General features: G+C 53.1%; 9 protein-coding genes. 7 read left to right on the forward strand and 2 right to left on the reverse strand.

What is annotated here, in order from left to right; translation table 11 throughout:
* The first annotated feature begins 80 nt into the window (after positions 1-80).
* From VMS83_RS02505 to VMS83_RS02525, 5 genes are all read left to right on the forward strand, one after another.
* Positions 81-605 carry a nucleotide exchange factor GrpE gene (locus VMS83_RS02505; RefSeq protein ID WP_325409553.1) on the forward strand — a complete coding sequence of 175 codons (525 nt, stop codon included), beginning with the start codon at positions 81-83 and terminating at the stop codon, positions 603-605.
* Between the two features lie 52 nt (positions 606-657).
* Positions 658-2,517: a molecular chaperone DnaK gene (gene dnaK / locus VMS83_RS02510; RefSeq protein WP_325409555.1), complete on the forward strand. Its 1,860-nt coding sequence runs from the start codon at positions 658-660 to the stop codon at positions 2,515-2,517.
* A 6-nt stretch (positions 2,518-2,523) separates the two neighbouring features.
* Positions 2,524-3,648: a molecular chaperone DnaJ gene (dnaJ, locus tag VMS83_RS02515; RefSeq protein WP_325409557.1), complete on the forward strand. Its 1,125-nt coding sequence runs from the start codon at positions 2,524-2,526 to the stop codon at positions 3,646-3,648.
* Between the two features lie 198 nt (positions 3,649-3,846).
* Entirely contained in the window at positions 3,847-4,815 is a 969-nt protein-coding gene (locus tag VMS83_RS02520; protein ID WP_325409559.1) for a methyltransferase domain-containing protein, read from the forward strand.
* Between the two features lie 62 nt (positions 4,816-4,877).
* Positions 4,878-5,591, forward strand: coding sequence for a tetratricopeptide repeat protein (locus VMS83_RS02525; protein WP_325409561.1), 714 nt, complete (start codon positions 4,878-4,880; stop codon positions 5,589-5,591).
* A gap of 147 nt (positions 5,592-5,738) precedes the next feature.
* On the opposite strand, the gene VMS83_RS02530 is transcribed toward VMS83_RS02525, so the two are convergent.
* Positions 5,739-7,967: a PKD domain-containing protein gene (locus VMS83_RS02530; RefSeq protein WP_325409563.1), complete on the reverse strand. Its 2,229-nt coding sequence runs from the start codon at positions 7,965-7,967 to the stop codon at positions 5,739-5,741.
* A 350-nt stretch (positions 7,968-8,317) separates the two neighbouring features.
* On the opposite strand from VMS83_RS02530, the gene VMS83_RS02535 reads away from it, so the two are divergent.
* The gene (locus VMS83_RS02535; RefSeq protein WP_325409565.1) at positions 8,318-9,658 is read left to right on the forward strand and encodes a 2'-5' RNA ligase family protein; all 1,341 of its coding nucleotides are present in this window, start codon (positions 8,318-8,320) and stop codon (positions 9,656-9,658) included.
* Positions 9,659-9,759: 101 nt separating this feature from the next.
* Positions 9,760-10,236: a pyridoxamine 5'-phosphate oxidase family protein gene (locus tag VMS83_RS02540; protein ID WP_325409567.1), complete on the forward strand. Its 477-nt coding sequence runs from the start codon at positions 9,760-9,762 to the stop codon at positions 10,234-10,236.
* Positions 10,237-10,279: 43 nt separating this feature from the next.
* Here the strand turns inward: VMS83_RS02540 and VMS83_RS02545 are convergent, their stop codons facing one another.
* Positions 10,280-12,418, reverse strand: a complete 2,139-nt coding sequence (locus VMS83_RS02545; RefSeq protein ID WP_325409569.1) for a thioredoxin domain-containing protein — start codon at positions 12,416-12,418, stop codon at positions 10,280-10,282.
* Positions 12,419-12,521: the final 103 nt, after the last annotated feature.

A 12,521-nucleotide genomic window follows, 5' to 3' on the forward strand; every position in this document is an offset into this window, starting at 1 on the left:
AGATACAGTCGAAGATATTAGCTCAATATTTATATAGAACCACAATTCAATAGATAATGGAACATCGAATGGGATGTACTATGGAAGATCACGACACCACGCCTGTACCTGCCGACAATGCAGCAGGTCCCGAGACCTCGGGTCCTCCTTCTTCTCTCGCCAGCGATGAACTCGCCGAACAGAAGAAAAAGTATGAGGATCTTAACGACCGGTATCTCAGGCTTGCAGCAGATTTCGACAATTACCGGAAACGGGTCACACGGGACCATGAAGCCCAGATACGGCTTGCCAACGAACGATTCGCCGTTGACATTCTTGAGATCGCGGATAATCTGGACCGGGCGCTCATGGCCGATGAAGATCATCTCCGGACCGGTGTTGACCAGATCCGGCAGCTGCTTGCCGGCGTGCTTGCACGGCATGGTGTCACACCCATAGATGCACTGAAAACTTCCTTTAATCCCGGGGTTCACGAGGCTATTGCTCACATCCCGTCTGATGAAAAAGAGGGGGTCGTAGTGGATGTTGTCTCTCCCGGATACCGGATGCACGATAAGGTAATCCGGTACGCAAAGGTTGCAGTCTCCAAAGGAAACCAGCCATAAAAGGAAACGAAGATCTGAATAAAAGCGTAAAGATAACGAGGACTGATACATCATGGCAAATGAGAAAATATTAGGTATCGACCTTGGTACCACATTCTCCTGTATGTCGATCATGGAGGCCGGCAAGCCTATCGTCATTCCCAACAGCGAAGGCGGTCGGACAACGGCTTCAGTTGTTGCTTTTACCAAAGAAGGCGAGCGTCTCGTCGGGAGCCTTGCAAAACGCCAGGCGGTGACCAACCCCCAGCGCACGATCCAGTCCATCAAGCGGAAGATGGGAACCACCGAAAAGGTGAAAATTGGCGATAAGGAATATACGCCTCAGGAAATTTCCGCAATGATCCTCCAGAAACTCAAGGTCGATGCAGAGGCATATCTTGGGGAAAAGATCACAAAGGCGGTTATCACCGTTCCCGCATATTTTAACGATGCACAGCGGCAGGCCACAAAAGACGCCGGCAAGATTGCCGGCCTTGAAGTCCTGCGTATCATTAACGAGCCGACCGCAAGCGCTCTTGCCTATGGCATTGACAAGGAACACGATGTCACGGTCCTTGTTTATGACTTGGGAGGAGGAACATTCGATGTATCCATCCTCACGCTTGGCGATGGTGTGTTCGAAGTAAAATCAACCGCTGGCAACAACCACCTTGGTGGCGATGATTTCGACAAGCTCATTACAGACTACCTTGTCGACGAATTCAGGAAGAAAGAGGGGATCGATCTCAAAAACGATATCTATGCCATGCAGCGCCTGCGCGATGCATCGGAGAACGCAAAGATCGAGCTCTCCCAGCGCCAGACCACCAACATCAACCTCCCGTATATTACGACTGACGCTACCGGTCCCAAGTTCCTTAATTTCGATCTTACCCGTGCAAAACTCGAACAGCTCATTGGGGATCTCGTAAACTCCACCGTCGGGCCGGTTAACCAGGCCATGAGCGATGCGAAGATGACCTCAAAGGACATTGACCATGTTCTCCTTGTTGGCGGATCTACCCGTATCCCGCTTGTCCAGGACACTGTAAGGAAACTCCTGGGTAAAGAACCGGACAAGGGCCTCAACCCTGATGAATGCGTTGCTCTGGGTGCCGCCATCCAGGGTGCGGTCCTGACCGGGGAGACCAAGGACATTGTGCTCCTGGATGTAACGCCACTCACGCTCGGTATCGAGACTCTCGGGGGGATTGCTACCAAGCTCATTGAGAGAAATACCACGATACCCACGAGGAAAAGCCAGATCTTCTCAACTGCTGCAGACGGCCAGACCAGTGTAGAGATCCATGTTGTCCAGGGAGAACGCGCCCTTGCCAAGGATAACTTCACGCTGGGCAAATTCCAGCTCACCGGTATTCCTCCTGCACCCCGCGGTATCCCGCAGATCGAGGTTACTTTTGATATTGATTCCAACGGTATCATTCATGTCTCGGCCAAAGATCTTGGGACCGGGAACGAACAGGCCATCTCCATCAAAGGCGACAAGAAGCTCACCGATGAAGAGATCAAGAAGATGATGGAAGCCGCCAAACAGTTCGAGAGCGAGGATAAGAAAAAGCGCGAAGAGATCGAGGTCCGTAACCAGGCGGATACTGCAGTCTTTACCGCAGAGAAGATGCTCAAGGAGAGCGGCGACAAGCTTGATGTTGCCGATAAGCAGAAAGTAGAGGACGGAATTACCGCAGTAAAGGCAGCACTTGGAGGGGAGAATCCGGACGAGATCAAGAAGTCCATGGAGACCCTGACCGAGGCAGTATACGCGGCGACCACCAAGATCTACCAGAAAATGCAGGCCGAACAGACCTCCTCCCAGCAGGGCCCCCAGGAGGCTGGCGGTGCTGACCCGTCCGCTGAACCGAAAAAGTCAGATGATAATGTAGTCAACGCAGATTACAAAGTCAAAGACGAGTGAAGATCCATGGTCTCGGGCGACTACTATGAGACCCTCGGAGTACCGAGGACGGCGGATGAGAAGGAGATCCAGAAAGCCTACCGCAACCTCGCCCGGAAGTACCACCCGGATGTCTGCAAGGATCCGGGAGCAGAGGAGAAGTTCAAATCCATTAACGAGGCCTACAGCGTCCTCTCCGATACCCAGAAAAGGGCCCAGTACGATAACATGGGCCACGAGACATTTACCAATGCCTCGAAGGGATCTTATACCGGTTCTGGCGGGTACGGCGGGGGATTCTCCTCAGATTTCTCCGGTTTTGGGGATATCTTCGATTTCTTTGGCGGGGGCCAGCGAAGATCCGGGCCCCAGCCCGGTGCCGATCTCCTGATGCGTATGCAGATTACGCTTGAAGAGGCGGTGGCAGGAACGGATAAGGAGATCGAGGTCCTGCACAGTGAAGCCTGCTCAGCCTGCGGCGGATCGGGAAGCGAAACAAAAAAGACCAATGTCTGTCCCCGCTGTGGCGGGAGTGGCCAGATGCGCCAGACCCAGCAGTCCGTCTTCGGCCAGTTTGTCCGCATGACACCCTGTACCATGTGTGGGGGCCGGGGTAAGATCCCGGAGCGTCAGTGCCGCGAGTGCCACGGTTCCGGTCATACCCGGGTGAAACGGAAGGTTACGGTCCATATCCCGGCCGGGGTTGACAGCGGGATGCGCCTCCGTATGGAAGGCTATGGCGAAGCCGGGGAATACGGTGCGTCCAACGGCGATCTCTTTATTGAGATGTTTGTACTCCCCCACAAACGTTTTGAACGCAGTGGCGATAATCTTGAGACCTCAATCGAGATCTCTCCTGCAATTGCCGTACTGGGGACAAGTGTTGAAATTGAAACTATCGATAAACGTCATATTGACCTGAAAATCCCGGCCGGTATCCAGTACAACACCGCTCTTCGGATTGCCGGTGAAGGTGTCAAAAGGCGCGGCAAGCATGGTGATCTCCTTGTCCGGGTGAAAATTACCACTCCCAAGAACATATCGGGCGAAGCAAAGGATCTCTACCAGAAACTGGCAGAGTTGGAAGGCAGTGACAGCAAATCGGGAGGTATCTTCTCCGGTATCATGGGAAAGAAAAAAGGAAAGAAGTAATTTTTTTTACCCGGTTTTCTCTGATATTGTAGTCTTCTTTTTTCCGGGTCTGTTGTCTTACGGTGTGCCATCCTACCCTGCCACTATATGCCTGCAGAGATCTGTTTTCCTCTTATTGTTACACATTTATGCCCCAACCGGATTCATCCTCCCTTTCGCACAGGTATTTCTGGGTATCCGGCGTATCAACCTGAGACAATGAAGCTCCTCTTCGAGCTCTCGGGTGAGAACCCGACCCTTCCGTGTGCCGAACTCGAATGTATCGGTAATGTTATTGACTCCCGTTCACAGGTAGCCGTTGCTGAATGCCCCCATCCGGGTGATGCCCGGCGCCTGGCCATGACCCACGTGGTTCTGGAATATCTAGGGGAATGTCTACCGGATATTACTTCGTTCCGTCATCTCCTTTCAGATCTCTCTCTTTCAACTGACCAACCCTTTGCCGGCCGGGCCAAAATGGTTCATGAAGGATGCCAAGAGAGAAATCCGTGCTCCCAGAGAGAGTTTGAACAATTGATTGGGACAATGATCACCGGGCCGGTCTGCCTGAACAACCCGGCCGTGGAGTACCGGGCCATCCTTTCGAAAGACCGGTGTTATTTTGGGAGGGTCCTGTTCCGGATCGATCGCGGGGCCTATGACGGCCGCAACCCGGGCAGGCGCGAATTTTTCCATCCCGGGGTCATGATGCCCCGCATGGCCCGGACGCTTGTCAACCTCTCGCTCTGCGGTGCCGGGTCAGTCCTTCTCGATCCATTTTGCGGGACCGGAGGTATCCTGATTGAGGCAGAGATGCTCTCGATGGAGGTAATGGGCAGCGACTTTGATCCCCTGATGATCCAGGGATGTGCCGGGAACACAAAAAAAAGTTCCCTCCTCATTGCCGATACTACCCGTCTCCCTGTACGGAACCAGACGGTGGATGCAGTAGTAACCGATTTTCCCTATGGCCAGTCGGTCTGTATTAAAAAAGCGGACACCATGGAACGCCTGTATCATGATGCACTTGACGAGATGAGACGTGTCCTGAAACCGGGCAGCCGCGCAGTCGTCGTTACACACCGCGATATCTCCTCTATCGCTGTGCAGCATATGACCTTACTCCAGCACCACACCCAGCGGGTGCACAAGAGCCTGACCCGCCATATCCTTGTACTCGGAACTTAAAGATTTTTTTAATGAGGTGAGGCAATTCTTATCTGGGAATTATATCCCATATATCCGGGTATATGAGATCCCACTCCCTTGTTCTTATTCTGCTCATCCTTGCTGCATCTTTCATGGTTCTGCCTCCGGCCTTATCGGAACCAACCGATTCAGCAGGATGGTTTGCTGCCGGACAAAGCCTTACTGACACAGGGAATTATTCTGCCGGAGAATCCGCCTACAAACAGGCAATTGCTCTCGATCCCAACAATGCCGAGGCCTGGAACGGCCTTGCCGATGTCCTCAACCGTGCGAACCAGTACACTACCGATCCCCTGGCCACTCTGAAACTGGCCCTTGAGGCATCCAACCAGTCACTGGCACTCAATGCCTCTTCGCCGTCTTCGTGGATAAACCGTGGGCAGATCCTCTATAATATCGGCTATTATTACCAGGACCAGCTCAGGGACCCGGCCACCGCGAAAATTTATTATAACGAACAGCTGGATGCCTTTAACCAGGCGATCAGTGTGGATCCCAATAATGCAGAAGCGTGGTTCAACAAGGGGTACGCACTCTGTGGCATGGGCAGGTGTACCGAAGGGATAACTGCTTTCCAGGAAGTACAGACTCTGAACCCCAACTATCCCTATCTCCAGTTAAACTTGGCACAGGCAGAACAACTGGCAGCAACGGAAACTCCGTTCTATGTGAAATATGCGGCAGAGATTGTCATGCTCTTCGTTGCCATTGCTGCTGCAACGTTCTGGTATACTGCTGTCAGGAAGAAAAATTGATATTATTTTTCAGTTTCTTCTTCTGTTTTTATGATATATACTGATTGATATCTCCACCAGTAGCCTGAATTGATACACAAATTTGTCCAGATACCATTCCGAGAAAATACTATCAGGGATTGAAAAATCCGGAAAAAAGGGAAAATGTTATTTCCGCCTGTAGATTCCGGTGAGAACCAGGATACTCAGGACAACGGCAATGATTGGGATAACTGCTCCTACCGGTGCCTGAGTTGTCATTGTCGGCGCCACCGTTGTCATAACCGTTGTCGGTGCCATGGTGGTCGGCGGGACGGTAGTCTGTGTCGGGACTGGTGTCGGGGGGGTTGTGGTGCCGGCCTTAAACGTGGTATCGCTTCCGTACTGGTTGGTTACCGTCAGGCTGACGTTATACGCTCCCACATAGGCATAGTTGTGACGGGGACTCTGTTCGGTTGATGAGGTTCCGTCGCCGAACTGCCAGAGCCAGGAGGTCGGGTTATTGGTAGAGAGATCCCTGAACTGCACGATAAACGGTGCATTACCTATCCGCTGATCGACCGTAAAGTCCGCTACCGGAGCAAGGGTTACCACGATGTAGTTTGCCTTCGTCGTAGTATCGGAACCATTCTGGTTAGTAATCGTGAGGGTCACCGAGTATGTCCCAAGCTGGTTATAGGTATGAGTCGGGTTCTGGGCAGTCGAGGTAGAGCCATCTCCGAAGTCCCACTTCCATGAGGTTGGGGTACCAGTGGATTTGTCCGTGAATGAAACGGTCAGGGGAGCTCCGCCACGTGTCGGGATTGCAATAAAGTTTGCGCGAGCCAGGTCCAGCACGGTGATATACTGGGTCTTGGTCAGGCTGTTGGTCATCGTGGGATTTGAAGCAGTGAGCGTGACGCTGTACACGCCGATGGCAGTGTAGCCATGATCAGGATTTGATCCCATTCCTACCGTGCCATCACCAAAGTCCCATACCCAGTTTGTCGGGTTGTTGGTTGAATGATCCGTGAATGAGACTACCTGCCCGACACCTACCGTTGTCTGGTCGGCGGAAAAATCAATGGCAATGTTATTGCCCACGTTGACCAGGTTGGCTTTCACGATAGTATTGCTGCCAAACTGGTTTGTGGCCGTCAGGGTTACGGTATACGTTCCCGCGTGCCAGTAGAGGTGTGACGGGTTCTGGTCCGTAGAGGTGGATCCATCACCGAAGTCCCACTTCCATGAGGTGGGCATATTTGTCGACTGATCGACAAAACTCACCACCAGGGGAACATTGGAGATCTGGGCGGGGTTGATGACCGGGCGGAAATCAGCGACCGGTGCAAGACCTACGTTAATGTAATTCACTTTTGTTACCGAATTCTGGCCGTTGCTGTTCGCTGCAGTCAGTGTAACGGTATACAGGCCTTTTAACTGGTAAGAGTGGGTCGGGTTCTGGGCAGATGAAGTGGCCGTGTCGCCGAAATCCCATTTCCATGAGGTGGGGGCGTTACTTGACGCGTCAGTAAACTGGATGGGATTCATCACGTTTGTCTGCGTGGGGGCACCCACAAAATCAGCGACTGGAACCCCGCCGACATCTATCACTTGGCTAGAAGTATCCGACGTGCTGCCGGTGCTGATCGTGAGTTTGACCGTATATACTCCTGAATTGGCATAGGTATGGGTCGGGTACTGGGCCGCCGATGTAGCACCATCGCCGAAATCCCAGTTCCATGTGGTCGGCGCTCCGATAGACTTGTCCGTGAACTGGACTACGAGAGGTGGGGCTCCCTGGCTGGGATTTGCGGTAAATTTCGACTGGAGAGCACCTGCGATCACAATATACTGGTTCTTTGTTGCAGCGGATGATCCAAAGCCATTGGAGACCGTAAGGATTACCGTGTAGGATCCTCCGGCATAATAGGTGTGCGTTGGGTTCTGCTGGATTGAGGTCTGGCCATCGCCAAAGTCCCAGAGCCAGCTGGTCGCCCCACCACCGGAGAGATCCGTGAACTGGACAATCTGCGGTGCAGTTCCTGTTGTCGGTGTTGCGACAAAATTCGCTACCGGGCTTACCCCGATGGCAATATAGTTGTTTTTCACCGCAGTGTTTGAACCATAGGCATTGGTTACGGTAAGTGAGACCGTATAGAGCCCCTGCTGGGTGTATGTGTGCGTGGGGTTCTGTTCGGTGGAGCTCTGCCCGTCACCGAAGTTCCAGAGGTACGTCATCGGGGTGGATCCCGTGGAGTAATCCTTAAAGATTACCTGCGTCGGAACAACCGGGTAGGCGTAATATGCGCCGAACTGTGCTACCGGTCCCTGGCCGACTACGATGTAGCTGGCCTGCGTGCTGCCGGAATCAGCAATACAGGGAGTTATCAAAATAAGAAGGAGAACAACTCCCATCAGACATGCAACAGATGTAGATCTCATAATGCATTACCAATTCGCGTATATTAACTGTCGACCTTATAAAATGTATTGTATTGCTCGTAATATTCACCCGGCGCATAATAGAATCGGTGATTTCTATTGAAGAATAAAAATCCCTTTAGTAAATTATTGAAACAATATATCTCGAAAGCAAGAATGCTGTCACAGATTACACTCGCATAGAGAAAAATGATGAGTGCATATTTTGATTGAACCGAAAATGTGTCCAACACGGTACGCCTCATCGTGCAGGATTCGATAAAACCCGGAACAGGATTTTAACTCCCTGCCACCTACCATTCAGTACAGGAGGCGGATTGTGCGTGAGTGATACTTATCTTGTCGAGATCCGCCTCGCCCGAACGCGGTGGCGCATCAAGGAAACCACCCGGGCCATTGCCCGGAAGTTCAAAATAGAACAGTACCGGGAACATCACCCGCACATAACCCTGTTCGGTCCGTTCAGTCTTGATGATCCCTGTCGCGAGCAGGATCTTCTTGACACGGTTGCTGCCTGTGCACCACGTGGTGGTGCGATCCCGTTTACTCTGCAGGGATGGGAAAGCCGGGAGGGGATGCATGGCGGGGTTGTGGCATTTTCAATCAGACCTTCACTTTCCCTTCTCATCCTTACGGAAACGCTCTCAAAGGCTCTCTCCGGCTTTACCATCAGCCTGAACGCCTGGGACCTGTATCCCGATAAAAAATGGTTTCATGTCACCATTGCCAACCGTCTTCCCCCCAAAAAATCCGGGGAGATTATCAGCGGTCTCGCTGCTCTCCCCCTTAAAGATCATGGTGGATCGTTGCCAAACTTTTTCCCTGCCGCATTTCGTAACGGGTGGGATCGGCTGCGCAGATTTATTCGGGGACATCACGATCACCCGATCCGGCCTATCCTGCTTGATGATGCCGGGCTCCGGATCACGGTGATGAAAAACACGGAAATTCTGGGGGAGTATGACCTGCTTATGCAACGGTGGCTTACTCCGGAAGAGATCCGGGCACCCGGTGTCTGGCAGGAAAGCATGACCCGGTACCGGAGAGCGGAAGGATTTGAACTTGCCGGCCCGGTCCCCCATGATCCCGGACAGGCATTCCTGATCTCGGACCTCCACCTGGGGCATGCCAATATTATCCGTTACTGTTCGCGCCCCTTCGTTCCCTCCGATGTTGCCGAGATGGACCGGGTGCTGATTGCAAACTGGAATTGTTGTATTTCCGGTGATGACAAGGTCTATTTCCTCGGGGATCTGCGCTACGGGAAGCAGGCTCGTCCGGAGACAGAATACAAGACTCTCCTGAACGGCAACATTACCTTTTTAGCCGGGAACCACGACCGATCCAAAGAAACAACCATCACTTCTGCGACACTTACCTGGGACGGGATGGAATTTCTCCTCGTGCACGATCCGGCTAACGCCCCGGCAGGATATTCCGGCTGGATCATTCATGGCCACCACCACAACAACGATCTACGCGCGTTTCCCTTCATGGATCCTGTACGAAAAAGGATTAATGTGAGCATTGAAGTCATTGGGTACTGCCCGGTAAGTCTTCAGGAGATATGCCAGACTCTCAAAACCAGTGTCATCCCTTCAGGGGAATCCCTCCTCCTGAGATACCCCTGCCTGCCTTTGGACACACCGGATACATCAAACTGATAACCGGGGAAAAATTCCCCGGGAAATGGAATCAATAGCCGGTGGGCGTAATTTACGAAGATTTATTATCTTCCTGCCTGAATCCAGATTGGTGCGTCTGGATGGATGTCGTGAAGATCCCCCGTATGGACAAGCAGGAATATGACCGGTTGATCGAGAAAGGCTATGTCTGCCGGATCGCTTTCCAGGGCGAAAAATATCCGTATATAGCGCCATTCCTGTATGTGTTTGACGGATCGTTCATGTACTTCCTTTCCACCAAATACGGCAAGAAGCAGGAATATTTCCGGAAAAGCCCCCACGTCTCGGTGGAGATCGAAAAATATACAAAAGATCTTTCTTCCTATACCTTTGTCACGCTTCAGGGGTATCTGGAAGAGGTAAGCGATTCCATCGAGAAAAAAATTATCCGCGAGAAATTTGTCGACCTGATCGTGGAACGCAGGCTCTCGTGCAACATCCTTGCAGCCCTCGGCCATTCACCTGCCGATCCTGCCGCCAAGATTGCTGAAGAGGAACGCTCGCTTGTCTGGAAACTTGTTGGTGTCCGCGATCTGGTTGCGTTGAAAAACCTGTAACGGTTCCGGCGGTATACGGATAAACACCGTCGTAAACTTTTTTTCATCGGGTAATCTGGGTTTTCCCGTGATCCAGCGCTTTACGCAGATCCTCCGGGTTACTGACAGGAGGAAGGCATGCAGAACCCGTACAGAGATACGCCGTTGCCCTGCCTTCGCGGGAAATCCTGCCACGTGCCGCGGGTGCAACTGTATCCACCACCTCTCCCGCACTTCCCGGGGGCCGGATCAGGACCAGCAGCCCGGGAAGGTAGTGCCCGTGTAATGCTTCAAGAAGCGTACGGGTACCAGGATCAACCGGATCGCCGGCAATCACCAGATCCCGGGTATTTCCGGTAAAGGAAGAGCAGGCAAGTGCTGCAAGGAACCCGGTAATGGCAGAGGGTGCATGGGCGGCAGCCCCTGAAATAAACCGGCCGCATTCTTCAGCCGCTTTCCCAAGTCCATCATCTCCGATAAGCCGAAAGAGCCGGGTGAGGTTTTCAAAAGCAGTCGCATTTGCGGACGGTATGGCGCCATCATACCATTCCTTTTTTCGCAACGGGAGATCTGCCGCGGTATCGGCAGCAGTAAAAAATCCGCCGCCTTCCCGGTCGCGAAAGTGTGCAAGGAGGATATCATTCAGTCTGATGGCCTCCCTGAGGTACCCGATCTCAAATGTTGCCTGACTGAGTTCAATGTTTGCAGCGATAAGCCATGCATAATCATCGGCAAAACCAGGGATCGCACTTTCCCCGTCCCCGTACCGGTGCAGGATCCGGCCATCCCGATCCCTCAGGTGTTGTTCAAGAAACCGGAGAACACGGATTGCCGCATCCGTATATGCGGGGTCGCCAAAGATTCTCCCGGCCCGGGCAAGGGCAGTGCAGACAAGAGCGTTGGTATCCGTCAGGATCTTGGTGTCACGGGCCGGCCGCGGGCGCTTGTCCCTCACCCGGGCAAGGCGGGCAAGAAAGGTATCCCGACGGACCGCCAGCTCCTGCTCCGTGATCTTATGTTTTTGTGCAAGAACCGGATCCGGCCCTTTCGCGGAAATGACGCAGGAATGGTTTTTGGAACCGGGCAACGGTGTGAGGGTGAAAAGAGACAAAAAGAATGCCATATCCGGGCCAAGGATACCAGCGATCTCTTCATCTGTCCAGAGGTAAAACGCGCCCTCTCCACCAGGGCTGTCGGCGTCCTCCGCCGTGTAAAACCCTCCATCCGGATCCCGTAGCTCGAGGAGCATGTATGCGATGCACTCCTCCGCTATGGAGCGATAGCGGATCTTTCCGGTTGCTGCATATGCCTCGGTGCAGGCAAGAACAAACAGTGCCTGGTCAGAGAGCATCTTCTCAAAGTGAGGGACCAGCCAGCGGGCATCTGTCGCATACCGGTGCAGTCCGCCTCCCGCATGATCCCAGATCCCGCCGCGCCGGATGGCATCAAGAGTCTGCTCTGCCATGGCAAGCGCCCGATCTTTTCCGGTCAGCTGCCAGTACCGCAAAAGGAAGATTACGGTATGGGGGGCCGGGAACTTAGGCGCACGGCCAAAACCGCCATTTACCTCATCAAATTGCCCTGCAAGTTCCTGGAACCCCTTATCCAGCAGATCCCGGTCGGGATCCGCTGCTGCCGGTTTCCCGTTCTCTGTGCGGGTACCGGAAAGGACACGGTCTGCCGCAGCGTACAGCTCATCGCGTTTTGTTTCCCAGAGACTGGCGATCCGGAGGAGGATATCCGATAGACCGGGCATCCCGGCCCTGCCCGTTTTCGGGAAGTACGTCCCGGCAAAGAACGGCTTTTTTTCCGGGGTCATCAAAATCGTAAGCGGCCAGCCCCCCTGCCCGGTCAGCTGCTGGCAGATCCCCATGTATACACTGTCGATGTCCGGCCGCTCTTCCCGGTCAACCTTGATGCAGACAAAATGATCATTGAGAATCCGGGCTATACCCTTATCTTCGAACGAATCCCGCGCCATCACATGGCACCAGTGGCAGGTGGAATAACCGATGGAAAGAAAGACCGGCCGGTTCTCCCTTGCTGCACGGGAGAATGCCTCCTCCCCCCACGGGTACCAGTCAACCGGGTTGTATGCATGCTGGAGCAGGTACGGGCTCTTCTCACGGGCCAGCCTGTTGGGTGACCGGTGCGAAGGACTGTCACCTGATGTGCCGGGATCCTGTTCAGCAGCGGGATGCATACCGTTTCATCGTTCCTTTGCCCATATTATCTTTTCAGATATACCTGGGAACCTGCAGTATCCCCCAGCATGCGTTTTTTACCAATCCTGTTGGATATACATC

This window comes from Methanoregula sp., assembly GCF_035543475.1.
Classification (GTDB): domain Archaea; phylum Halobacteriota; class Methanomicrobia; order Methanomicrobiales; family Methanospirillaceae; genus Methanoregula.

Bases quoted from the DNA above. Each gene is read 5' to 3' on its own strand.
- VMS83_RS02530 (WP_325409563.1), bottom strand. From the start codon at position 7,967: ATGGGAGTTGTTCTCCTTCTTATTTTGATAACTCCCTGTATTGCTGAT.
- dnaK (WP_325409555.1), top strand. From the start codon at position 658: ATGGCAAATGAGAAAATATTAGGTATCGACCTTGGTACCACATTCTCC.
- VMS83_RS02525 (WP_325409561.1), top strand. From the start codon at position 4,878: ATGAGATCCCACTCCCTTGTTCTTATTCTGCTCATCCTTGCTGCATCT.
- VMS83_RS02505 (WP_325409553.1), top strand. From the start codon at position 81: ATGGAAGATCACGACACCACGCCTGTACCTGCCGACAATGCAGCAGGT.
- VMS83_RS02520 (WP_325409559.1), top strand. From the start codon at position 3,847: ATGAAGCTCCTCTTCGAGCTCTCGGGTGAGAACCCGACCCTTCCGTGT.
- VMS83_RS02545 (WP_325409569.1), bottom strand. From the start codon at position 12,418: ATGCATCCCGCTGCTGAACAGGATCCCGGCACATCAGGTGACAGTCCT.
- VMS83_RS02540 (WP_325409567.1), top strand. From the start codon at position 9,760: ATGGATGTCGTGAAGATCCCCCGTATGGACAAGCAGGAATATGACCGG.
- dnaJ (WP_325409557.1), top strand. From the start codon at position 2,524: ATGGTCTCGGGCGACTACTATGAGACCCTCGGAGTACCGAGGACGGCG.